Consider the following 23,016-nt stretch of genomic DNA (forward strand, 5'->3'; position numbering starts at 1 on the left):
ATTGATTGAATCTGCGGAGTTGGAGGCTAATCGAATACCGGTTTCACCGTATATAGCTGCGTTATCAGTAGGAGTGTGAGGGCTGAGTTGCCGCTTTCATTGCTCGCATCTAATGCAATGCCTTTATGGGCACTTAAATTAATAACGTTTGCGGAGATCGCACCATCAGCGGTTGAGGTCAATTCCATAGCCGCCGCATTGTCGCCTATTGCAGAAATTGAGCCGCCGGTCTGTTCAACATTGATTGGATTTCCGGCAGAGGTGAGCTTCACCGCCACCGCATCTGCGCCACTGGTGCTGATGCTATTGCCGGAATCGACCAAACTTCATTGTTTGCATCGCTCAGGGCTTGGCTGTTCGCCCCAATAGCTGCCGCACCTGCGCCGTTAATCACCACCGCATGGGCATTAGCACCTTGAGTAGTGATATCGACACTGTTGTTGGCAAGCTGCACCGCACTTCCGCCGGTTAAGGAAATTGCCGTGGCACCATCACCTTGGGTGCCGATACGGCTTGTGCCAAGTGCGGTCAGGGTGGCGCTTGATTCGCCTTCAATACCGCCGGCATTTTGGGTTGTGATAGATAAATTGCCACCGACAGCGGTTTCGGCAGCGTTATGCATGCGAATAGCACGATGCCCCACGGAAGTACTGTTATTGATGATATTCAGATTGCCGCCGATATTGACTTGAGCACTTTTACCATACAGCCGGATACTGTCGGCAAAACGACTGGTCATATCTATGTTATTTTTAACGTTGACAACGCCACCGAGAAGATCTTCGCCATTTGCATTTTTAGCCGCGTCCAAAAACAGTGATGTTCCTGAACTAGCATCGTGTCTTGTTGTTAATGACCCCTCGACGTTTAAGGTATTTTGCCCCCCAACAGCACCTGTGCCAGAACGAATATAAATAAGGTGGCTTGGATAGGAGGAAGCATATTCTGAAACAACGGTTAAATTATTTGCATTTACAGTTGCCCCCGGTGCGGTGGGAAGAGAGCCTGCATTTGAACCACCGATACTTAAAATATGCCCCCTAACGCCTTCGCCGTCTAATTTAACGCTGTCTTGAATAAAGTTTAGAACAGAGCCATCTCCGGTTGAAACAGCAACGTTATTTCTGCTGTATGAGGGGTGTGTGGCATCACAGGTGTCGCCACCGGAAGCATATACGGCAAGATTGGATGCACGCGACACATCCCGACATGCCGCATAAACGGAATCAAACGGAAAAAAGCTGCCGACAGCGGTCAACGCCAGTGCGGTAGCCGCACCACCGACGCTGCTGCTGGCTCTCTTACCTTTAGCTCTGCTCAGCTCTGAGCAAACAACGCAAGTGCCAAGAGCGGTATTGTAAATTGATTTGAAAATATGGTTCATAAATAATCACCCCAAGGAGTAAATGTAATAAGAATGCGTGGATTTTGTAAAATTTAACTAATTATACAGAATATGAAATAGCGGGGGTGGGCAAATCAGTGTAAATTAAAGAAAGTTTAAGCGTTTCGTTACAATTAAAGGCGAGGTGATGCTGTTGAAGTGTTGCTTGTTTTAGATTTATCGTGGGAAACGGATTGGGCAGTAATTCAATCTCTATTTTATAATATTGTTCGGCAAAAATACCTACGGTTATCGCCCCAGAAAACCTTGTACCCGATAGATGGTACAAGGTTTCGGCGATTGCGAGGTCTCATTAAACGGCTATTTTTTCAGTGCGCCTAAAATACCGCGCACAATTTGGCGGGTGATTTGGTTGCGGATATTGCGCCCGACACTTTTACTGACGCTGCTGACCACTTGCTCGGTCATGGTCAGTTGTTCGCCACGCTTTTTGGTGCCGAAAATCATGCGGCTGAGGCTGCCCATTAAACCGTTTTGTTCCTCTTCCGCCTGTTGCTGCTGTTTTTCGGCAACCGCTTGCAGGCTTTGCTGCTCGGCGTTCAGCACTTCAAATGCCGATTCGTTATCGACATAATCTCGATAGAACGGATACAGATCATCGTCTTTCACCCATGCGCTGCGCTGTTCGGTGCTGATCGGCTTCAGTTGGCTTTTCGGCGGATAAATATAGGCGATTTCGACCGGAGTCGGCATACCTTTTTCGTCCAAGAAAGACACTAACGCCTCGCCGACGCCAAGTGCGGTGATCGCTTCCACCACATTCACCTCCGGATTGCTGCGGAAGGTTTCGGCGGCGGATTTCACCGCTTTTTGATCGCGCGGCGTGAACGCACGCAAGGCGTGTTGAATCCGGTTGCCCAGCTGCCCCAATACGCTGTCCGGCAAGTCGAGCGGATTTTGGGTGACGAAATACACCCCAACGCCTTTAGAGCGAATCAGGCGCACCACTTGTTCCACTTTTTCCACTAAGGCATTCGGTGCGCCGTCAAACAGCAAATGGGCTTCATCGAAAAACATCACGAATTTAGGTTTTTTCGGATCACCCACTTCCGGCAGCTGCTCGAACAGCTCCGCCATTAGCCACAACAGAAATGCGCCGTACATTCGCGAAGAGTTGATTAACTTTTCTGAATTCAGAATATTGATCACACCGCGTCCGTCCCGAGTTTGCAGCCAGTCGTCCAGATTCAGTGCGGGTTCGCCGAACAGTTCGCTTGCTCCTTCGTTTTCTAAGGTCAACAATGAACGCTGAATTGCGCCGACACTGGCGGCGGAAACATTTCCGTATTCCACCCGATAAGTGGCGGCATTGTCGGCAACGTGTTTCAGCATGGCACGCAGATCTTTTAAATCAATCAGTAACAAGCCTTTATCGTCTGCCACACGGAACACCAGATTCAGCAAGCCCTCTTGGGTGGCGTTCAGATTCAGCAAGCGAGATAACAGTAACGGACCCATTTCAGAAATCGTGGTGCGAAGTGGAATACCGCTTTCACCGAACACGTCCCAAAATGACACCGGATAGCCGCTCAGATAACTTTCGCCGCCCAGCTCACATTGCTCGATGCGCTCGGCGACTTTGCCTTGCAACTCACCGGCTTTTACTAAGCCGGAAATATCGCCTTTCACATCCACTAAAAACACCGGTACGCCGTCATCACTGAATGCTTCCGCGAGTTTGCGCAAGCTGATGGTTTTGCCGGTGCCGGTCGCACCGGCGATTAAGCCGTGGCGGTTCGCCATTTTGGCAGTGAGTGAAAGGGTTTTGCCCTGTTTGGTTTGGGCGAGTGCGTAGTGGCTCATAAAATATCCTTCTGTAAGCAATGGTTGGCGCTGATAATAACGGATTTACCTTGTTGACGAAAGGTTAAACCGCACTTTGTGCTGCCAATTTCCCGGTGTAGCAGCGACGGCAGTTCTAATAACGAATCCAAGCGGCGATCGGCAATGCTGTAGCGCGGATCTTGCTGCAAGGCTTGCGGCGGAATGGCAACCGCTTTCATTTGTGCCGCCTTGGCGGCGATCACGCCGTTAACCGAATCCTCAATCGCTAAGCATTCCAGCGGCGAAACGCCCAGTTTTTCAGCGGTGCTGAGATACACCATCGGGTGCGGCTTGCCGTATGGCAACTCATTGGCGGAATTGAGCGAAACAAAATAGTCACGCAGTTGCAGCGTGTCGACCACTGTATTAATCACCTGCATATTTGACGACGATGCCAGCGCGACTTTTAACCCGCTTTGTTGCAGCCATTGCAACGAGCCGAGCACCCCGGGCAACGCCTCGCCGTGCTGTGCTATCCACTTGATCACCGTGTTGTTCATTTCTTCACTGATTTGCTGCTGTTTTTCCGGCGCAAGATTGAACTGTTTGCACCATGCATAAGCAATATCTTCCACCCGCTTGCCGACAGTGGCATCGGCATCGGCTTGAGTGATTTGAATACCACAAATCCGCTGCATCACCTCAAATTTCGCCGCTTCCCAAGCCGGCTCGGAATCAATCAAAATCCCGTCCATATCAAAAATCACAGCTTTTAGCATGGTTTCTCCTTTTAATTTAATATGATATTGAATAATGTTATTTATCTTCTCCCTCGATAGCTCCCTCCGTAAACAGAGAGGGTAAAAGATATTCTCCTTTCTTTATTAGGCAGAGGAAAAAGAATAGTATCTTTCTCTCCCTCCGCTTGCGGAGGGAAATGTCCGTAGGACAGAGGGAGGGAATATTGTTTTTCCGATCTCTGTTCCAATTTTAATCACAATATCCTCTATTATCTACTCAAAAAACTATCATTCCTTACTTTAGGACAAATGAGGAATAATATTATGCGCACAAATGAAAACGCAAGATTACGTCAGTATGCTAAACAGTTAAGAGCCAATCCAACAGATGCGGAACAAAACCTTTGGTATCATTTGAGAAATCGGCGACTTGGAGGGATAAAATTTTTACGACAAAAAATCATAGGAGGTTATATTGTTGATTTTCTTTCTTTTGATATACAGTTAATCATTGAATTAGATGGCTCACAACATAATGAAGACAAGCAAAAGCAATATGATGAAGAGAGGACGCACTATTTAGAAACGCAGGGTTTTAGGGTGATTCGTTTTTGGAATGATGAAATATTGCGTGAAATGGAAAGCGTATTAGAGATTATTTGGTCTTTTATTGAGCCCTCCCCCAGCCTTCGGCAGCCCCCTCCGTAAACGGAGAGGGCGAAAGCATTATTTTTTCTTTGCAAATAGAAGTGAATAAAGAAGTATTTTTCTCCCTCCGTTCACGGAGGGAGATGCCCGTAGGGCAGAGGGAGGGGCGTTCAGATAAATTGATTTCCTTCCCCCAGCCGTCGGAAGCCCCTCCGTAAACGGAGAGGGCGAAAGCATTGTTTTTTCTTTGCAAATAGAAGTAAATAAAGAAGTATTTCTCTCCCTCCGTTCACGGAGGGAGATGCCCGTAGGGCAGAGGGAGGGGCAAGGCTACAAAATCCCCCAAAATGCGCTGATTAACGGCTGTTGCAGGCGTTTTTTCTGTACACAAACGCCCAGTTCAAATGCTTTACCGGAGATCGGCAGTTCGAGATGGGAAACTTGTCCGCTCATCGGGCTGTTTTTAATCACCACATTCGGCAGCAGCGCCACGCCACAGCCGAGAGCGACCATCGGCACGATGCCCTCGTGTCCGCTGACCGAAGCATAAATTTGCGGATTTTTGATGTTCATCTGCTTAAACCACAAATCGATCCGCTCGCGCACCGGTCCGGCGACCGGCAGGATAAACGGAATCTGTTCCCAATCAATCGGTTGTTGCTGCAATAAACGGGTGGATGGGCAAGCTACGCGCGGGGCAATCAGTGATAATTCAATATGATCGATAAAATGAAAATCCATATTATCCGATAACTTCAACGGCTTACCGACCAACGCCAGATCCGCCTGCTGCGACCGCACTTGCTCAATCGCATTGGCAGGATCGCCGGTGGTGAGCTTGATTTCCACTTTCGGATAGTGGCGGCGAAAGGCTTCCAAAATCGGCGGCAAGTGGCTGTAGGCGGCGGTGACCGAACAGAACAGCTTTAATTCACCGCTTAATTCCTGCTGATTGGGTTGCAGTTGGGCTTTCACCTGTTGCCAGCGTTGCCATGCGGAGAGCGCATATTGCAAAAATGTGTTACCGGCTTCAGTCAGGCTGACCTGGCGGTTATCCCGTAAGAACAGCGGCTGTTTCAGTTCCGCTTCCATTTTTTGAATTTGACGCGACAGCGTGGACGGGCTCATGTGGTGCTGAAGTGCGGTCTGGCTGAAGTTACGGTTCTCGGCTAAATCCAAAAACAGTTTGATCTCTTGAAAATTCATCGGCTTGCCTGTGCGTTATTGCAAATAATGCAATCATAAGTTGTAATAATATCAATTTTCGCAACTATGATTTTAGTCTATACTGACCGCACTTGTCCATTAGGACGTTTTTTAACCTATTTAAAAGGAAAGAGTATGTCTAATTACTTCAATACATTGAACTTGCGTCAGCAATTGGAACAACTGGGGCAGTGCCGTTTTATGCAGCGTGAAGAGTTTGCCGATGAAGCGAACTACCTGAAAGGCAAAAAAGTGGTGATCGTCGGCTGTGGTGCGCAAGGGCTAAATCAAGGCTTGAACATGCGTGATTCCGGCTTAGATGTGAGCTATGCATTGCGTCAAGAAGCGATTGATGAAAAACGTGCTTCTTTCACCCGTGCCAGCGAAAACGGTTTTAATGTCGGCACTTATGAAGCGTTGATCCCGACAGCAGATTTAGTGATTAACCTCACACCGGACAAACAGCACTCTGCGGTGGTGAAAGCGGTGATGCCATTGATGAAACAAGACGCAGCGTTGGGCTATTCTCACGGTTTGAACATTGTGGAAGTGGGCGAGCAAATCCGTAAAGACATCACCGTGGTGATGGTGGCGCCAAAATGCCCGGGCACCGAAGTGCGTGAAGAGTACAAACGTGGTTTTGGTGTGCCGACCTTGATTGCGGTGCACCCTGAAAACGACCCGCAAGAAGAGGGCTGGGCGATTGCGAAAGCGTGGGCGGCTGCAACCGGCGGACACCGTGCAGGCTGCTTGGCATCGTCTTTCGTGGCGGAAGTGAAATCCGACTTAATGGGCGAACAAACCATTCTGTGCGGTATGCTGCAAGCCGGTTCTATCGTGTGCTACGACAAATTGGTGGCGGACGGCAAAGACCCTGCGTATGCCGGCAAATTGATTCAATACGGCTGGGAAACCATCACCGAAGCGTTAAAACAAGGCGGCATCACGCTGATGATGGATCGCTTGTCGAACTCGGCAAAACTGCGTGCGTTTGAGCTGTCTGAACAGATCAAAGATGAATTGGCGTTCCTGTTTGAAAAACACATGGACGACATTATCAGCGGTGAGTTTTCCTCAACGATGATGGCAGACTGGGCAAACAACGATGTGAACTTGCTGACATGGCGTGAAGAAACCGGCAAAACCGCATTTGAAAATGCGCCGAAAGCCGACGGCATCAAAATTTCCGAACAAGAATTTTTCGATAACGGCGTGGTGATGGTTGCAATGGTGAAAGCAGGCGTGGAATTGGCGTTTGACACCATGGTGGCAAGCGGCATCTATGAAGAATCCGCCTATTATGAATCGCTGCACGAATTGCCGTTGATTGCCAACACGATCGCACGCAAACGCCTGTATGAAATGAACGTAGTGATCTCCGACACCGCAGAATACGGCAACTATTTGTTCGCCAACGTGGCAACCCCAATCCTGCGTGACAGCATTATCCCGACCTTGCAGCGTGGTGATTTGGGCGAACCGACTCCAACGATTGAAATCGACAACGTGACACTGCGCGATGTGAATGACGCAATCCGCAATCACCCGATCGAATACATCGGACAAGAACTGCGCGGCTACATGACCGACATGAAACGCATTGCTTCACAAGGTTAATTTGTACTGACCGCACTTTAATGCTGAAAATCCCTTTGATGAAAATCGAAGGGATTTTTTTATGCCAAATCTTAATCTTAAATCAAGCCGCAGCAGCTCTCTTGCCGAACAATACGCTCAACAACAGTGTAATCACCGCAGGCATCACCCAGCTTAAACCTAGATGATAAAACGGTACTTGGCTTAACAGCGTATCAAGTTGCGGTGGCAGCCAGCCGAGATTGTTCAGGCTGTCGAACAGGCTGAACAGCAACACCACTGAAATTGTCACGCGGTAGCTGAAACGGACGGCAGGCAAGTGCGGTCGCAGCAGTTGCAGCACCACCAGCATAATCGCCATCGGATAGATCAACAACAACGCCGGAATGGTGACCCGCAGCAGGGTGTCGAGTCCGGCTTCGGCGATAATAATGGTGGCAAAGGTGAACAGGATCGCGAAAAATTTATAGCTCAAACGCGGGTGGAATTGTGAAAAATAGTCGGCAGCTGCGCTGGTGACCCCGACCAAGGTGGTTAAATTTGCCAGTAATACAATGCCGCTCATCAGCAGTAAACCGGCGTTGCCGAACAGTTGATTGACATAACCGGAAAAAATTTGCCCGCCGTTGGTGGCACTTGCCGCCACTTGCTGGCTGGTGGCGCCTAAATAGAACAGGCATAAATATAACGCGGATAGCAGCACCACCGAAACCACGCCGGCGCCCAGGGTGTATTTCAACACCGCACTTTTATGTGCCACGCCTTTCACCGCTAACGCCCTGGCAACAATGCCACCGAATGCCATTGCCGACAACACGTCCATGGTTTGATAGCCGCCGACCAAGCCGGTTGCCACTGCCGAATTTTCGGCATACGCATGGCTCGGCAAGCCGATGTCGGACAGCGGATTAGCCAGCACGGCAATGCCGACCACCACTAACAGGATTAACAGCAGCGGCGCCATATATTTGCCGATGCTGGAAATCATAGTGCTGCGCCCAAGCATAAAGAACAGCGCAATCAAGTTGAACGCAATCGCAAACAGAATATGCGAATACTCGCCGTTAAACAGGTTCAGCGGCTGCCACGCCATTTCATACGCCACATTGGTGATCCTCGGCATGGCGAAGGTGGAACCGATCACCAAATATAAAATCGACCAAAACGCCACCTCCAGCCATTTCGGCAAGTCTAACGACAGCTCCTCGCCGCGCCCTTTAACCGACACCACCAACAAGGTGATAAACGGCATCAGCACGCCGGTCGAAATAAATCCAAGCGCCGCCCACAGCCAGTGCGAACCGGCGTGGTAGCCTTCCATCGGCGGGAAAATAATATTGCCGGCGCCCAAAAACAGCGAAAAAATCATCATGCCCAAAATGGCAATCTCTTTGCGGGATAACATAATCTGCGTCACCTTTACTCTTTATTTTTAAAATTCGACGATGATACTATAAAAGTCATATTTTTTAGAGAATTAATTGGTGATTGATGTTGTTTACGCCACTTTATCATGTAAATTTATGTATTTTAAGAGAATGCAACTGCTGACAATTGCGTGAAACAGCGTTAGAAAAGCCGGCATTAACTTGTTATACTTGCCGGGTCTGAGATGTGTATCTTTTAACCGCACTTGTATTATCGCCTGAGAATAAGGGCGTTGGAGGATTGAAAAGTGAAAAAATCATTTGCCCGTGGTCTGCGGAAATCGCTGTTGTTGGCGACGTTAAGCCTGTTCAGCGTATCCGCATTGGCGCAGAAATTGTATGTGTATAACTGGACCGAGTACATTCCGTCTAAACTTTTGGCTGAATTTACTAAAGAGACCGGGATTGAGGTGATCTATTCAACCTTTGAAAGTAACGAAGAAATGTATTCCAAAATGAAGCTGAGCAAAGACAGCGGCTATGATTTGGTATTTCCGTCCAGTTACTACATCGGCAAAATGGCGCAGGAAAATATGTTGCAGCCGTTGGATAAAAGCAAACTCAGCAATCTGGGCAATATCAGCAGCGAGTTATTAGATAAACCCTTTGATCCGAATAACGTCTATTCATTACCGTATGTTTACGGGCTGACCGGCATCGGGCTGAATGCGGAGGAAATCGATCCAAGTGCGGTCAGCAGCTGGCAGGATTTATGGAAGCCGGAATACAAAGGCAAAGTGTTGCTGACCGCCGATTCACGCGAAGTGTTCCATTTTGCGCTGTTATTGCTAGGTTATTCACCAAATACCACCGATGAAAATGAGATTAAACAGGCGTATGAATCGCTAAAAAGTTTAATGCCGAATGTGGTGGCGTTTAATTCCGATTCGCCGGAAGTGCCGTATTTGCAAGGCGAAGTGGAGATCGGCATGATTTGGAACGGCTCGGCATTCCGCGCCGAACATGAGAACGACCAGATTCGCTTTGTTTATCCAAAAGAGGGCGCGATTTTCTGGATGGATAACTACGCTATTCCGAAAGGGGCGAAAAATAGTGATGCTGCACACCAATTTATCGACTTTATGCTGCGCCCGGAAAGCGCCAAAGTGGTGATCGAAAGCATGGGCTTTTCCATGCCGAACAACGGGGTGAAAGCACTGCTGAACGAAGCGGACGCCAACAACCCGACATTGTTCCCGCCGGCAAGTGAAATCGCTAATGGTGTGCTGCAGGCGGACGTCGGCGACGCGATTGATCTTTATGAAAAATATTGGAATTTATTAAAAACCCATTAATCAAAATACTTACGCTAAAAAGTGCGGTTTGACCGCACTTTTCCGTTTAATTAACCCAATCGAATAAAAGTCTATGTATCAACAACTCCTTGCTCCGATTCACCAATTTTTAAAATGCGAAACCCCTGATGCCTGGATTGAGCACGCCAAACAGCCGGAAAATCTTAGCATCATCCTGCAAGATCACATGATGTGCGAACTAAAAGCGGCACAATCGGCGATGTTACTGCTGCGCAAATATGCCGCCGACACCGCCGGCAATCACAACCTGCTGCAATGGATGAAGCCTTATGAGGATTTCGCCTACCGTAAAATCGAACCGCGCAGCGATCAGCCTTATGCCCAAGAGATTATCGACAAAATGGTGCTGCTGATTAAAGAGGAATTGCACCATTTTTATCAGGTGCTGGAAATTATCGAACAGCGCGGAATTGAATTGGAAAACATCACCGCAGGGCGTTACGCCAAAGGCCTAATGCGTGAAGTGATTAATCACGAGCCGCATACCTTGGTGGATAAACTGATCATCGGCGCGTTTATCGAAGCCCGCTCCTGTGAACGTTTCGCCAAATTGGCGCCGTATTTGGACGCACAGCTTGAAAAATTTTATATCTCCTTGCTGCGCTCCGAAGCCCGCCATTATGAAGACTACCTCACCCTGGCAGAACAAATCGCCGGACAAGACATCAGCGCACGCATCGCCCATTTCGCACAACTGGAAGCCGAGCTGATTTCCAGCCCCGACCCAGAATTTAAATTCCATTCCGGCGTACCGAGCGTTTAATCACAAAGTGCGGTTTGACCGCACTTTGCTTAAAATATCACTTGCTTGTTTGTATCTCATAGATTACATTAAATGAAAAGGGAAATCTGATGAATGTGATTTTACGCAGCGAAATATTTAATAAATGGTTCGCAAAACTCAAAGATAAAATGGCAGTCGCATTAATCACTCGTCGTCTTGATCGCATAAAACTTGGTAATTTTGGCGATCACAAATTTTTAGGCGGTGGGATTTATGAAATGCGAATTGATACCGGAAAAGGGTATCGCATTTATTATGCAAGAGAAGGTGAGATCACCTATTTGCTGATTTGCGGTGGTGATAAAACCTCACAGCAGCATGACATTGATCTCGCAAAACAGCTGTGGGCTGAATATAAACAAGGTGAACACTAATGAAATTTACTGAATTTGATCCGGCAGAATATTTAAATGACGAAGAAACGATCGCTATTTATCTCACCGACGCGCTGGAAAATGGCTCGGAAGAGGAATTTCTTCTGGCATTAAAAAATGTGGCTCGCGCCAGAGGCATGACCCAGCTTTCAAAAGACACCGGGCTTGCCCGCGAAAGCCTGTACAAAACACTTTCCGGTGAAACGAAGCCACGTTTTGAAACCGTGAATAAAATTGTCGGCGCATTAGGCGTAAATCTCTCGTTTACTGCGAAATCTGCCTCATTGTAACCGCACTTCCGATAAGCCACCGATACGGTGGCTTACTTTCTATTTTTCCTTATATTTTTCCATTAAGTGCGGTTTTCCGGCGGGTTTTCGTCGCTTAACACCACCAGCCGATCGGTTTCAATGTTGCTTTGTAGCGGTTCGACTTCGGGCAGGGTTTTGGTGACTTTCGCCGACAGGGTTTTAAAGCGCTCCACTTTACCGTATAGCCCCTGATTGCCGACCAAGGCGGTGACGGTGTTGTTATAGTGATTGTTGGCAGCCGTCAATGAGCCACCCAGCTTTTGTAGCCTTTCCGCCAGCAGGCTGACTTGATTGTACAATTCACCGGCGCGTTCGCTTATTTCGCGCGCTTCGCTGTTGCCGCGTTCAATCCGCCACAAATTTGCCACAGTGCGCAGAATCGGCATTAATGTGGTGTGCGATACCAAAATCACATTTTTATTGTAACCGTCGTTAAACAGCGCGCGATCGAGCTTCATCGCCTCGATATATGCCGGTTCGATCGGAATAAACATCAGCACAAAATTCGGGCTGCGCATGCCGATTAAGTTGCTGTAATCTTTGTTCGACAGATCGCTGATATGGTTGCGCAAGGCTTTGACGTGTTCGCTTAAATAGTGTTGCTGCCGGGCGTCATCCTCGCTGCTGACCGCACTTTCATAGTCGTTCAGCAACACTTTGCTGTCGATGATCAAATGCTTGTTGTCCGGCAGTTTCACCACAAAATCCGGCTGTCTGCGTTTGCCGTCGCCGTCTTGGTAAGATTCCTGCGTGCTGTAGTGGTCGCCCGCAATCAAGCCCGCTAGCTGCAAACTGCGTTCAAGCTGCATTTCGCCCCAGTTACCGGCGGTTTTTTTGCTGCCTTTCAGCGCGGAAGTGAGGTTGTTCGCCTCTTGCGACATCGACAAGCCGATCTCCAGCACTTTTTTAATTTCACTTTCCAGCGCAGTGTTGCCCTTAATCGCTTCGGAATGCACTTCGTTCACCCGTTTTTGAAAGCCTTCGATCTGTTCGCGGAACGGCTTTAACAGGTTATCGAGCGAAAGTTGATTGGTTTGGCGGAAGGCTTGGCTTTTCTCTTCTAAAATGCGGTTCGCCAGATTTTGAAATTCCGCCGTCAGCTGTTGCTTACTTTGCGCGAAGTTCTGCTGCTGTTCGGCAAAATTCTTCTCTTTTTCGCTTAAGGTGGTTTTCAGCTCGGTGAGCTCCTGAATCAGCTCGGTCAGTTGTGCGCGGCTGTGCTGCAGCTGCTGTTCGCGCTGTTCGACCGCACTTTGGCTGTGCTGTAACTGCTGTTGCAGGCTGTTGGCTTGCGCCGAGGCGCTGCCGAACCGCTCTTTTAACTCGGTGATATTGCGCTGCACCACTTCGTTACGCAGCTGTTCCTCGTCCAGCTCTTTTTGCAAATAGCGCAGCTTCTCATCGCGCTCGCCCAACCGCTCTTCCAAGCCCTCGGCGCGGGTTTTGGCTTGAATATGCGCTTGTTGCAGGCTTTCCCGCTGCTGCTGCACGGCTTCGTATTTGCTTAATAATTGATTGAAATCGGCAATGGTTTTGTTTAAATCTTGCTGTAATTCTTGGCTGTCGCGTTTGCGACGGGCGGCGATAAAAAACAAAAACAGGCAAAGTGCGGTCAGTGCCGCGCAGATCAGTAGCCAGTGTTGCGGCGACAATTGCGGGGTTAATTCATTCATGGGCTAACTTCCTCTTTTATTTCGAGCGATTATAAAGCAAAATACCGCACTTAGCGAAAAACAGCAGGCGAAACGGCATGAATAACTCTCTTTACTTGGCGTCGGGCAGTCCGCGCCGTTGGCAACTTTTGCAGGAACTGGGCTTGGATTTAATTCGGTTAGACGCCGAAATTGACGAAACCCCGTTTGACAATGAGGCGGCAGAAACGTATGTGATGCGCATGGCGCAGCAAAAAAATGCGCGTGCGCATGAATTGCTCGGGCGAGAGCCTGAGTTTCCGCTGCTGACCGCCGACACCACGGTGGCGTTGGCACATCAAATTCTAGGCAAGCCGGAATCCACCGAACACGCCGCCGAGATTCTGCGTTTGCTGTCCGGCACCACGCATCAGGTCTTAACCGCGGTATGCGTCTATTTTGCAGGGCAAACCCATAGCGTATTGCAAACCAATGAAGTCACCTTTGGTGAGTTAAGCGAGCAACATATTCAGGCGTATATCGCCACCGGCGAACCGATGGATAAAGCGGGCGCGTTTGCGATTCAAGGCTTCGGCAGTCTGTTTATCCGTCATATCAGCGGCAGTTTCAGCGGGATTATGGGCTTGCCGATTTATGAAACCGCGCAGCTGCTGTTAAAGTGCGGTATGACCCACCCGCTGCTTGCCGATGCAAGTAAAAAGGCAGGATACGGCGTATGATGAACGCCTTTATTCAACAAGCCAATGCCTTTGGGCGGCAAAGAAAACCGTTTCTGTTTGTGATCGATTTTGAGCAGCAACAGCCGATCTTATTGCCGCTCGAGCAAGCCAAACAACACGGCATCTACTTTCAGATCGGCAACCAAACCAACCGCGATTGGCAACTGCCTGCACCCCAAGAAGCGCTGCAGATCACGCCAACGCCGATCAGCCTGGCGCGTTATCAACGCGGCTTTGAGCAGGTGCAACAGCAGCTGCAATTGGGCAACACCTATTTGTTGAATCTAACCTATCCGACACCGTTGGCGTGCAATTACGATTTGCGCCAGATTTTCCAATTCAGCCGCGCCCGCTTCAAACTGCTGTGGGAACCGCACTTTGTCTGTTTTTCGCCGGAATCGTTTGTCAGCACGCAAGGCAATCAGATCTATTCCTACCCGATGAAAGGCACAATTGATGCCGCCTTACCGAATGCCGAGCAGCAGTTGCTTGCCTCAGAAAAAGAGCAATGGGAACACAACACTATTGTGGATTTGATCCGCAACGATTTGGCGCTGGTTGCCGAGCGAATTGAGGTGCGCCGTTTTCGCTATGTCGAGCGGCTGCAAACCGAGCGCAGCATGATTTTGCAAACCAGTTCGGAAATCTGCGGCACGCTGGCTGAAAACTGGCAAGACGGCGTGGGCGATCTGCTGGCGAAACTGCTGCCTGCGGGCTCAATCAGCGGTGCGCCGAAAGAGAAAACAGTAGAGATTATTCAGCAAGCCGAACAGGGCAAACGCGGTTATTACACCGGCATTTTCGGCGTGTTTGACGGCGAAAACCTGCAAAGTGCGGTCTTGATTCGTTATCTGGAACAAACTGCCAACGGTTTTGTGTTCCGCAGCGGCGGCGGCATCACCAGCCAAAGCCAGCTTGCCGATGAATATCAAGAATTGCTGCAAAAAGTCTATATTCCGATTGTGCGCGAGGAGGCAGCCGATGTATCCACTGTTTGAGACTATTGCCGTTGAACAGGGCGTGCTGCAAAATCTGGCGTATCATCAGCAGCGCTACCAGCAGGCATTGGCGGCGTATTATCCCAATCAGCCGCTTCAACGGCTGGATTTCAGCACGATCCGCGTGCCAAGCGAATTTCAACAAGGCTTGGTGCGCTGTCGTGTGGATTACTGCGCGACCACACAGCAAGTGCGGTTTTTCCCTTATCAACGCCGCCAGATTCGCCGATTTAAACCGATTATCGCCGATGATTTGGATTACTCACTGAAATTCAGTGAGCGCACTTTGCTCGATCAACTGTATGCACAACGCGGCGATTGTGATGAAATCATTATCGTGCAACAGGGCTTGCTGACCGATTGCACCATCGGCAATTTGGTGTTATTGCAAAATGGCATTTGGTACACCCCGCGCCGCCCCTTGCTGGCAGGCACACAACGGGCGAAACTGCTGGCGGAACAGCGGATTGTGCCGCGCGATATTCCGCTGGCAACGCTGGCTGAATATCGTGAGATTCGGCTGATTAACGCCTTGAATCCGTTATAAACCGACAAAAAAATACCGGCATAAATAGCCGGTATTTTTTCAAGTACGTTTAGAACCACAGTAGATAAGCAACGGTGCCGATTAAGAATACCGAGATGATATTCAAACGGATACCGGCACGCACCATTTCGCTTTGTTTGATCTGCCCGGTGCCGAATACAATCGCATTCGGCGGGGTGGCAACCGGCAACATAAAGGCGCAAGATGCTCCCAGGCCGATAATCAATGACAAGCCTAACGGCGGCATTCCCAAGGTTTCGGCAATCGAGATGAAGATCGGCACTAACAACGCCGCACTGGCGGTGTTTGAGGTGAATTCGGTCAGGAAAATGATGAATGCCGCGACCACTAAACCGATAACATAGAAATGTCCGCCTTCAATCGCAGACACCACCATATCGGACAAGACTTTGCTGGCACCGGAATCACGCAACACCGCACTTAAGGTCAAGCCGCCGCCGAACAGCATCAATACGCCCCAGTCGGTATTTTTCTGAATGTCTTCCCAAGCGGCAACACGACTGATACAGATCGCCACCGCCGCAATCAGTGCCACGATACTGTCGAAACTTGCTATATTCTTTTCCAGTCCGAACAGTGAGGAAAGTAGCGGGTTGATTTGCCCGCTAAAGACCCAACACAGCGCGATGACTACAAAGATTGCCAGTGCAATATATTGCTTTCTGTGCAGGCTTTGCTCTTCGAAGGTTTTTTCAAATTTAGTATCTAATTTTGGTTTGAAGGTCATATACAGTGCGCCGATCATTAGCGGCATCATCAGAATCATGATTGGTAAGCCGTATGACATCCATTGAGCAAAGGTGATTTTCAGCTGTGAAGCCACAATCGCGTTCGGCGGACTGCCGACAATGGTTCCCATGCCGCCGATACTGGCACTGTAGGCAATCCCCAATAACACAAAGACATAAGTATTATGATCGGAGTTTTTGTCCATTTTGCTCAAAATCCCCATTGCCAGCGGCAACATCATCGCGGCGGTGGCGGTGTTACTCATCCACATCGACAAGAACGCGGTGGTGCTGAACAGGTATAGCACCGCAAGAAACAATTTGCCCTTCGCCAAATTCATGATTTTATTGGCAATGATTTTATCCAAACCCTGAATATGTAACGCGGTCGCTAACGCAAAGCCTCCGAAGAATAGGAAAATCGTCGGGTTGGCAAAGGTCGCCAAGGCTGCGCTGGTGGTAACTAATCCCAGTGCAATCGCAATAATCGGCACTAAAAGTGCGGTGATGGTGACGTGCACCGCTTCGGTCAGCCATAAAATGCCGATAAAGACCAGCAGTGCCAAGCCTTTATTCTCTTTCACGCCAAATGGCAGGAAATTAAGTAACAGGAAAAACAGGATAATATCCAGCAGAAAGATGATGCCGCCGCGTCTTAGTTCGCGATCTTCAATCCCACTTTGTAAGGGTTCCGGTTTCAGTTTCTTTAAGTTATGGTCTGTCATACGAGTTCCTCAATGCGCTATACAATCTCATGCTATCAATATAACAGACGGTTGCGATTTTATTAACTAAATGAAATAAATAATTGTCAAAAATGTGAAGTTGAGCAACTAAATCAGTGAAAAACGGTGTGATGTGCCGAATGAGCGGCATAAAAAACCTCTGCACGCCGTGCAGAGGTTTATGAATAGCGGCTGTGGCGGATTAATCTTCAAAATCGTCGTCGGCATTCGCGCCGTTCAGTTCCAACGGCTCCGGCGACAGGATAATTCCGGTCAGATCGGCATACACATAATCTTCCGGCAGGAACGACACGCCACCGAAATTTACCGGCACGTCGGTTTCGCCGATAGTTTTGTCGTCGGCGGATACCGGAATCGGCGCCAACGCATGAATGCCGATGTCCAGATTTTCCAGAATATCCAGCTGGCGCACCGCGCCGTAAACGATAATGCCTTCCCAGTCGTTATCGGCGGCAAGCTGCGCCAGATCGGAGTCAATCAGTGCACGACGTAACGAGCCGCCCCCGTCGATTAACAGCACGCGCCCCAAGCCGTCTTCTTCCAGCACTTCTTCAATCAGCCCGTTGCTTTCAAAGCACTTCACGGTGGTGATTTTGCCGCTGAATGCACTGCGGCCGCCAAAACTGGAAAAAATCGGCTCGACAACATCAATTTGATCCTGATAAATATCGCACAACTCGGAAGTATCAATACGCATGGTGGTATCCTTAAGCTCAAAATATAAACAAAGGTCAACTGGCTCTAGTATAAACAGGAAAATGCCAAATTACCAATTAAACCCGCCCGCCGACAGCAAACCGACGCTGAACAGTAAATTGGTCAGCAGCGCCAACATCGCCATTTGCGCCAACATCGGGCGCAGCTGCTTCGGATCGTCGGCGTGCAACACCGCCCAAGCGTGTTTCAACAACAATGGAAATGTTAATACAACCAGCAATCCCGCCCAATGAAGGAAATACAGCAGAATAAAGGCGAGATACAGTAAAATCGCGCCGCCGATCAGCAGGCAGTGGTAAATTTTGGCGGGCTTGTCGCCTAAGCGCACAGCCAAGGTATTCTTGCCGGCTTTGCGATCTTGTTCGATGTCGCGTAAGTTATTGATATTTAATACTGCCGTAGCAAGCAAGCCGCAGGCGGTGGCGACCATTAACACCGGAAAATGGATATTGTGCGCTTGTAGATAATAGGTGCCGCCGACGCCGAGCCAGCCGAAGAAAATCAACACCGAAATATCGCCCAAGCCGATATAACCATAAGGCTTGCGTCCGACGGTATAGGTGATCGAGGCAATCACCGCCAACACGCCCAGCACTAGAAAAGCCAGAAGATCTTGCCAGCTTTCGGTGGCGACCAAAATTAACGCCAAGCCGGAGGCTAAACTGGCGACAATCGCCATAATCAAACCGTTACGCAGCTGTTTCGGCGTGATCACCCCGTGCTGAATGCCACGCAGCGGACCGATGCGTTCACTGGTGTCGGAACCTTTGAGGTGATCGCCGTAATCATTGGCGAAGTTCGACACCACTTGCAACAAAAGTGCGGTCAGAATCGAGAGCAGAGAAATTGCCCAACTGAAGGTGCCGGCAAATGCCGCCAATGCCGAGCCGGTGACAATTGAAGCCAGTGCCAGCGGTAAGGTTTTCGGGCGAGCCGTTTCCAGCCACATGTTAAATGCTGTTTTTTCCATATCCGTCAATAAAAATAAAAGTGCGGTGACAGACCGCACTTAAGCCAATTTGAGTGCTATTATAGGCGAAAATAGTGTACTTGTTTTGATTTGACAAGGTATTTTGCGGCTTTTTATCGAGAATCTGAAAAAATGTCATCTGAATTTTCTTTCCGTCCGTTACAGTTACAACCGATTGCGCTGGCGCACACCCCGTATAACGAAAAATTTTCCGTGCCGCGTCAGCCCGATTTGGTGCTGGACGGCAGTGGGGTGATTGAACTGTTGCCGCCATATAATCAGCCCGATGCGGTGCGCGGTTTGGAGGCGTTCAGCCATATTTGGCTGATTTTCCAGTTTGATCGGATTGCCGAAAATAAGTGGCAGCCCACCGTGCGCCCGCCGCGTTTAGGCGGCAATCAACGGGTCGGCGTCTTCGCTTCGCGCGCCACTCACCGCCCGAATCCGTTGGGTCTATCGAAAGTGGCGCTGAACAGAATTGACTGTAGCGGCGGCAAAGTGCGGTTGCAGGTCGGCAGCATCGATCTGGTGAATCGCACGCCGATTTTTGATATTAAACCCTATCTCGGTTATGCCGACAGCCAGCCGGACGCGGTCAGCGGTTTTGCACAGAGCAAGCCACAAACCGCACTTGAAGTGCGGTTTCAGCCGCAGGCACTGCAAGCCATTGCGCAACAAACGGCAACCTACCCGAACCTACAACGCTTTATTCAACAGCTTATCCAGCAAGATCCGCGCCCGGCTTATCAACAACAGCAAAGCGGCGAACGGATCTACGGCATGAGCATTTGGCAATTTAATGTCCGTTTCCGCTTTATCGAACCGAAAGTGGCGGAGGTGCTGGCAGTTGAACCGTTGGCAAAATAACGTTTTTTTGTGATCTAAAATCCATGTTTTACCGCACTTTATCGCGTTAAAGTGCGGTTTTCGTATGCTTTGTTGAAATGGCGACGTAACACGCGCCTTGTTTTTGTCCTAAATTGGGACTAGTATCTGTAAAAACACCTATACAACGAAGTGAGGGAGCAGCAGATGTATATTAAGCCGATTAAAACAGAGCAGGATTATCAAGAGGCGTTGGCGATTGTTTCGCCGATGTTTGATAATCAGCCTGAAATGGGATCTGAGGAGGGCGATTTTTTAGAGATTATGATTTTGCTCATCGAAGCCTATGAAGCCAAGCATTATCCGATTGAGCCGCCGGATCCGATTGAGGCGATTAAATTTAGAATGGAGCAGCAGGGGCTGACGGCGAAAGATTTGGTGCCGGCAATCGGGCAGCTGAATCGGGTGTATGAGGTGCTGAATAAAAAGCGCAAATTAACGCTCACTATGATCCGCAAGCTACACAAACAGTTCGGTTTTCCGCTGGAAAATTTGATTCAGGCGTATGAGCTGTGAAGCGAACCGCACTTGAATGCCAAGTGCGGTTTGAAACTCAGTCGGCGGCTTTATGGCTACAGACCGCAATAAAATTCAGCCGCTGCTGCGGATCGTTAAAGGTGCGGAACATCTTTTTAAAGGTCGGGAAGTTGCGCGGTTTGATGGCGTTGCGCACAATTTTCAGTGCGCCGAGAAGCCCTTCGTCATATATCATGCCTTTGGGCGAAAGCAAGGTCATACGGTCGTGAATCGACTCGCAGCGCGCAAAGCCGCATTGCTGAAATAGCGCCAGCCAGCGCTGTTCACTGAGCGGGGTAACACTAATGTTGATTGCATCGCGCAGTTGCTGCAAGATTTCCGGATCTTCATCACGGGTCAACATCACATCATGGGTGAGCAACACCCCACCGGGTTTCAGCACGCGGAAATATTCGCTGATCGCTTTGCGTTTTGCCTCCAACGGCAGCATGGTTAGCATCGCTTCATTGATCACCACGTCAAAAGTGCGGTCGGCAAACGGCAACTTAGTGGCGTTGGCGCGCTGAACGTGGATTTTGTCTTGTAAGCCGTGTTTTTGAATATTGGCATTGGCTTTGTTTAACGCCTGTTCGTCCAAATCAATCCCTTCAATCCGGCAGCCGAACTGTTTGGCAAGCCCGACGGCGGTGGTTGCCATATTGCAGGCGACTTCCAGCACTTGAGTGTCGGCACTAAAATTGCCGTGTTGAATCAGCCATTCCGTGGCGCGTCGTCCGCCCGGGCGCAAACGGGTTTTGCCCAAGCGGGCGAGAAAGTTGTGTCCGACTTCGTCTTTTTTCATCAGTAGCAAGCCTCAAGGATAAGGTAGATTTTAAATAAATCTTATCATAAACAAGCGGCTTGCTTTTTACAAATGAAAATTATTCTTAGCAATAAAAATGCCCCGAAACGGGGCATTATAAGGTGGGAAAATCAGCGCGTGCCGTAGACGACAATGGTCTTGCCGTGCGCTGAAATCAGATTTTCATCTTCCAGCATTTTTAAAATTCTACCGACGGTTTCGCGCGAACAGCCGACGATTTGCCCGATCTCTTGACGGGTGATTTTGATCTGCATTCCGTCCGGGTGAGTCATCGCTTCCGGCATTTTTGCCAGATTTAATAAGGTTTGCGCAATGCGTCCGGTGACGTCTAGGAACGCTAAATTGCTGACCTGTTTTGAGGTATGTTGCAGGCGGCGAGCAAGCTGTTCGGACAGATACATCAACACTTCCGGATTAATTTGGATCAGTTGGCGGAATTTTTTATATGAGATTTCCGCCACTTCGCAAGTGGTTTTTGCTCGAACCCAAGCGGTGCGTTCGCTATCCGGTTCAAACAGACCGATTTCACCGACAAAGTCACCTTGGTTGAGGTAGGACAAAATCATCTCTTTGCCTTCTTCGTCTTTAATTGAAACCGCGACGGTGCCTTTGATCAGATAATACAGGGTTTCCGCTTTTTCACCGGCGTGAATCAGCGTGCTTTTCGTCGGATATTTATGAATATGACAATGGGAAAGAAACCATTCCAGCGTTGGATCCGTCGATGTTGGTTTTGCAGCTGTTTGCTCTTGCATAGATACCTCTTTTAACTATGGCCCGTTATTTCCTCGGCTTATTTGCCGGTTAAAAATAATTTTTTGTCTTTTATATCAATTGACTGATGCAATTCCGACCACACCAGTACCACGTGTCCCGCTTCTAATTGTCGCCTCAAGCGCTGTTTTTTCTGTTCCAGCGTCAGCTCGGTGGCACCGTAATCGGTGCCTTCACGTAAGATCACCGTTTCCAGGATATTCTCAAGGGTCTGCGCCTGTATGTCTTGCCAAGGAATCAACATAGTAACGTTATTTTAGTAAGGACGCAAATAGCGGCCATTGTTGTTCAAATTCCGCCTGACTGTTGCGGCGGAAATTGGTGCGCACATAACGCAAAAATTGCCCCTCACAAAAGGTGACTAAATGTGCGGCAATGATTTTTTCATCAATAGCAAACGGCTTGCCGCTGCGTAAGCGCTGCATTTGCAAAATGTTGTTAAATTGCAGTTCGAGGCTGTCGAAAAATTTCACCACCCGCACTTTCAGGCTTGGATCTTCAAACATCAGCGCATGGCCGCTTAACACACGGGTCATGCCCGGATTTTTACGCGCAAAATCCAGAATCATCTGCATAATGTTGTGAATGCGCGCCACGGTATCGGTGTCGCTTTTGATCGACTGTTTAATCCGATGCAGCAGGTTGTCTTCAATCAGATCAATCAGCGCTTCAAACATTTTGGTTTTGCTTGGATAGTAACGGTAAAGCGCCGCTTCCGACACGCCGACCTCCGCCGCCAGACGGGCGGTGGTGATCCGTTCCATGCCTTTTTCCGAATGTAGCAGGTGCGACAATACCGTAAGTACTTGCTTACGGCGTTCTTTAACCGAACGTTTCTCGCTATTAGCGGTTGTTGGGGCTGTCATACTCATGGCGGATCAATGTTTTCCCGAATGCCCGAAGCCGCCTTCGCCGCGCTCACTTTGTTCAAATTCAGTCACCAGATTAAATTCCGCTTGCACCACCGGCACGAACACCAGCTGGGCAATGCGATCGCCGACTTCAACCGTAAACGGCTCGCTGCCACGATTCCACAATGAAACCATTAACGGACCTTGATAGTCGGAATCGATCAAGCCGACTAAGTTGCCGAGCACGATGCCGTTTTTATGTCCCAAGCCGGAACGCGGCAGAATCACCGCCGCCAAATTCGGATCCGCCACATGAATCGACAGCCCGGTCGGAATCAGTTGAGTTTCGCCCGGTTGTAGCACCAACGGTTGTTGTAGTAACGCACGCAGATCCAAACCGGCAGAACCGGGGGTTGCGTAGGTTGGCAGTGGAAATTCGTTGCCAAGGCGTTGATCAAGAATTTTGAGGTCAATTTTTTTCATTATACGGTTAATCCA

Annotated in this window: 27 protein-coding genes; 11 read left to right on the forward strand and 16 right to left on the reverse strand. The window is 49.1% G+C overall.

Annotated features, from left to right (window positions below; genetic code table 11):
- Positions 1-26: 26 nt before the first annotated feature.
- The 4 genes from ACUHGC_RS01910 to hxpB all read right to left on the reverse strand — a co-directional run bounded on the left by ACUHGC_RS01910 (position 27) and on the right by hxpB (position 3,948).
- A complete protein-coding gene (locus tag ACUHGC_RS01910) occupies positions 27-278 on the reverse strand; it encodes a hypothetical protein (RefSeq protein ID WP_446834004.1) in 252 nt (83 codons plus the stop codon).
- Positions 269-1,384 (reverse strand): ESPR domain-containing protein, encoded by a 1,116-nt coding sequence (locus ACUHGC_RS01915; RefSeq protein ID WP_446834005.1) that lies wholly within the window; start codon positions 1,382-1,384, stop codon positions 269-271. The genes ACUHGC_RS01910 and ACUHGC_RS01915 overlap by 10 nt, the downstream gene beginning before the upstream one ends.
- 321 nt (positions 1,385-1,705) lie before the next feature.
- Entirely contained in the window at positions 1,706-3,208 is a 1,503-nt protein-coding gene (locus ACUHGC_RS01920) for a helicase HerA-like domain-containing protein (RefSeq protein WP_446834006.1), read from the reverse strand.
- Positions 3,205-3,948 carry a hexitol phosphatase HxpB gene (gene hxpB / locus ACUHGC_RS01925; protein ID WP_446834007.1) on the reverse strand — a complete coding sequence of 248 codons (744 nt, stop codon included), beginning with the start codon at positions 3,946-3,948 and terminating at the stop codon, positions 3,205-3,207. The genes ACUHGC_RS01920 and hxpB overlap by 4 nt, the downstream gene beginning before the upstream one ends.
- A 285-nt stretch (positions 3,949-4,233) precedes the next feature.
- Between hxpB and ACUHGC_RS01930 the strand changes: the two genes are divergently transcribed.
- Complete coding sequence (locus ACUHGC_RS01930; RefSeq protein ID WP_446834008.1) at positions 4,234-4,617, forward strand: endonuclease domain-containing protein; 384 nt, start codon at positions 4,234-4,236, stop codon at positions 4,615-4,617.
- 270 nt (positions 4,618-4,887) lie between these two features.
- On the opposite strand, the gene ilvY is transcribed toward ACUHGC_RS01930, so the two are convergent.
- Positions 4,888-5,763: an HTH-type transcriptional activator IlvY gene (ilvY, locus tag ACUHGC_RS01935; RefSeq protein ID WP_446834009.1), complete on the reverse strand. Its 876-nt coding sequence runs from the start codon at positions 5,761-5,763 to the stop codon at positions 4,888-4,890.
- A gap of 135 nt (positions 5,764-5,898) precedes the next feature.
- On the opposite strand from ilvY, the gene ilvC reads away from it, so the two are divergent.
- Positions 5,899-7,380, forward strand: a complete 1,482-nt coding sequence (ilvC, locus tag ACUHGC_RS01940; protein ID WP_446834010.1) for a ketol-acid reductoisomerase — start codon at positions 5,899-5,901, stop codon at positions 7,378-7,380.
- Between the two features lie 82 nt (positions 7,381-7,462).
- Here ilvC and brnQ read toward each other — a convergent pair whose 3' ends face one another.
- Positions 7,463-8,776: a branched-chain amino acid transport system II carrier protein gene (gene brnQ, locus ACUHGC_RS01945; protein ID WP_446834011.1), complete on the reverse strand. Its 1,314-nt coding sequence runs from the start codon at positions 8,774-8,776 to the stop codon at positions 7,463-7,465.
- Between the two features lie 258 nt (positions 8,777-9,034).
- Between brnQ and ACUHGC_RS01950 the strand changes: the two genes are divergently transcribed.
- The 4 genes from ACUHGC_RS01950 (at position 9,035) to ACUHGC_RS01965 (ending at position 11,550) form a co-directional block, all read left to right on the forward strand.
- A complete protein-coding gene (locus ACUHGC_RS01950) occupies positions 9,035-10,081 on the forward strand; it encodes an extracellular solute-binding protein (protein ID WP_446834012.1) in 1,047 nt (348 codons plus the stop codon).
- Positions 10,082-10,154: 73 nt separating this feature from the next.
- Positions 10,155-10,865, forward strand: coding sequence for a tRNA isopentenyl-2-thiomethyl-A-37 hydroxylase MiaE (miaE, locus tag ACUHGC_RS01955; RefSeq protein ID WP_446834013.1), 711 nt, complete (start codon positions 10,155-10,157; stop codon positions 10,863-10,865).
- An 89-nt stretch (positions 10,866-10,954) separates the two neighbouring features.
- Positions 10,955-11,260 carry a type II toxin-antitoxin system RelE/ParE family toxin gene (locus tag ACUHGC_RS01960; RefSeq protein ID WP_446834014.1) on the forward strand — a complete coding sequence of 102 codons (306 nt, stop codon included), beginning with the start codon at positions 10,955-10,957 and terminating at the stop codon, positions 11,258-11,260.
- Positions 11,260-11,550: an addiction module antidote protein gene (locus ACUHGC_RS01965; RefSeq protein WP_446834015.1), complete on the forward strand. Its 291-nt coding sequence runs from the start codon at positions 11,260-11,262 to the stop codon at positions 11,548-11,550. Before ACUHGC_RS01960 ends, ACUHGC_RS01965 begins: the two co-directional genes overlap by 1 nt.
- 62 nt (positions 11,551-11,612) lie before the next feature.
- On the opposite strand, the gene rmuC is transcribed toward ACUHGC_RS01965, so the two are convergent.
- Entirely contained in the window at positions 11,613-13,244 is a 1,632-nt protein-coding gene (gene rmuC, locus ACUHGC_RS01970) for a DNA recombination protein RmuC (RefSeq protein ID WP_446834016.1), read from the reverse strand.
- 77 nt (positions 13,245-13,321) lie between these two features.
- Here rmuC and ACUHGC_RS01975 point away from each other — a divergent pair, with 77 nt between their 5' ends.
- The 3 genes from ACUHGC_RS01975 to ACUHGC_RS01985 are packed head-to-tail and all read left to right on the forward strand — an operon-like array spanning position 13,322 to position 15,487.
- Entirely contained in the window at positions 13,322-13,942 is a 621-nt protein-coding gene (locus tag ACUHGC_RS01975) for a Maf family protein (RefSeq protein WP_446834017.1), read from the forward strand.
- Entirely contained in the window at positions 13,939-14,940 is a 1,002-nt protein-coding gene (locus tag ACUHGC_RS01980) for an aminodeoxychorismate synthase component I (protein ID WP_446834018.1), read from the forward strand. Before ACUHGC_RS01975 ends, ACUHGC_RS01980 begins: the two co-directional genes overlap by 4 nt.
- The gene (locus ACUHGC_RS01985; protein ID WP_446834019.1) at positions 14,924-15,487 is read left to right on the forward strand and encodes an aminotransferase class IV family protein; all 564 of its coding nucleotides are present in this window, start codon (positions 14,924-14,926) and stop codon (positions 15,485-15,487) included. The genes ACUHGC_RS01980 and ACUHGC_RS01985 overlap by 17 nt, the downstream gene beginning before the upstream one ends.
- A gap of 49 nt (positions 15,488-15,536) precedes the next feature.
- Here the strand turns inward: ACUHGC_RS01985 and ACUHGC_RS01990 are convergent, their stop codons facing one another.
- From ACUHGC_RS01990 to ACUHGC_RS02005, 4 genes are all read right to left on the reverse strand, one after another.
- Positions 15,537-16,961: a DASS family sodium-coupled anion symporter gene (locus ACUHGC_RS01990; RefSeq protein ID WP_446834020.1), complete on the reverse strand. Its 1,425-nt coding sequence runs from the start codon at positions 16,959-16,961 to the stop codon at positions 15,537-15,539.
- Between the two features lie 202 nt (positions 16,962-17,163).
- Positions 17,164-17,679 carry a ribonuclease E activity regulator RraA gene (gene rraA / locus ACUHGC_RS01995; RefSeq protein ID WP_446834021.1) on the reverse strand — a complete coding sequence of 172 codons (516 nt, stop codon included), beginning with the start codon at positions 17,677-17,679 and terminating at the stop codon, positions 17,164-17,166.
- Between the two features lie 69 nt (positions 17,680-17,748).
- Positions 17,749-18,669, reverse strand: a complete 921-nt coding sequence (locus tag ACUHGC_RS02000) for a 1,4-dihydroxy-2-naphthoate polyprenyltransferase (RefSeq protein WP_446834022.1) — start codon at positions 18,667-18,669, stop codon at positions 17,749-17,751.
- Positions 18,650-18,808, reverse strand: coding sequence for a hypothetical protein (locus tag ACUHGC_RS02005; protein WP_446834916.1), 159 nt, complete (start codon positions 18,806-18,808; stop codon positions 18,650-18,652). Before ACUHGC_RS02005 ends, ACUHGC_RS02000 begins: the two co-directional genes overlap by 20 nt.
- On the opposite strand from ACUHGC_RS02005, the gene tsaA reads away from it, so the two are divergent.
- Positions 18,802-19,536: a tRNA (N6-threonylcarbamoyladenosine(37)-N6)-methyltransferase TrmO gene (tsaA, locus tag ACUHGC_RS02010; RefSeq protein ID WP_446834023.1), complete on the forward strand. Its 735-nt coding sequence runs from the start codon at positions 18,802-18,804 to the stop codon at positions 19,534-19,536. The genes ACUHGC_RS02005 and tsaA overlap by 7 nt on opposite strands.
- Before the next feature lie 165 nt (positions 19,537-19,701).
- Entirely contained in the window at positions 19,702-20,070 is a 369-nt protein-coding gene (locus ACUHGC_RS02015; protein WP_446834024.1) for a helix-turn-helix domain-containing protein, read from the forward strand.
- A 37-nt stretch (positions 20,071-20,107) separates the two neighbouring features.
- On the opposite strand, the gene ACUHGC_RS02020 is transcribed toward ACUHGC_RS02015, so the two are convergent.
- The 5 genes from ACUHGC_RS02020 to dut all read right to left on the reverse strand — a co-directional run bounded on the left by ACUHGC_RS02020 (position 20,108) and on the right by dut (position 23,001).
- On the reverse strand, positions 20,108-20,872 hold the full coding sequence (locus tag ACUHGC_RS02020; protein WP_446834025.1) for a class I SAM-dependent methyltransferase: 765 nt from the start codon (positions 20,870-20,872) through the stop codon (positions 20,108-20,110).
- A 131-nt stretch (positions 20,873-21,003) separates the two neighbouring features.
- Positions 21,004-21,648 (reverse strand): cAMP-activated global transcriptional regulator CRP, encoded by a 645-nt coding sequence (gene crp / locus ACUHGC_RS02025; RefSeq protein WP_446834026.1) that lies wholly within the window; start codon positions 21,646-21,648, stop codon positions 21,004-21,006.
- Between the two features lie 38 nt (positions 21,649-21,686).
- A complete protein-coding gene (locus ACUHGC_RS02030; RefSeq protein ID WP_446834027.1) occupies positions 21,687-21,911 on the reverse strand; it encodes a YheU family protein in 225 nt (74 codons plus the stop codon).
- A 7-nt stretch (positions 21,912-21,918) separates the two neighbouring features.
- Positions 21,919-22,533 carry a nucleoid occlusion factor SlmA gene (gene slmA / locus ACUHGC_RS02035; RefSeq protein WP_446834818.1) on the reverse strand — a complete coding sequence of 205 codons (615 nt, stop codon included), beginning with the start codon at positions 22,531-22,533 and terminating at the stop codon, positions 21,919-21,921.
- 12 nt (positions 22,534-22,545) lie between these two features.
- The gene (dut, locus tag ACUHGC_RS02040; protein ID WP_446834028.1) at positions 22,546-23,001 is read right to left on the reverse strand and encodes a dUTP diphosphatase; all 456 of its coding nucleotides are present in this window, start codon (positions 22,999-23,001) and stop codon (positions 22,546-22,548) included.
- Positions 23,002-23,016: the final 15 nt, after the last annotated feature.

Source organism: Testudinibacter sp. P27/CKL/0425, from assembly GCF_052931395.1.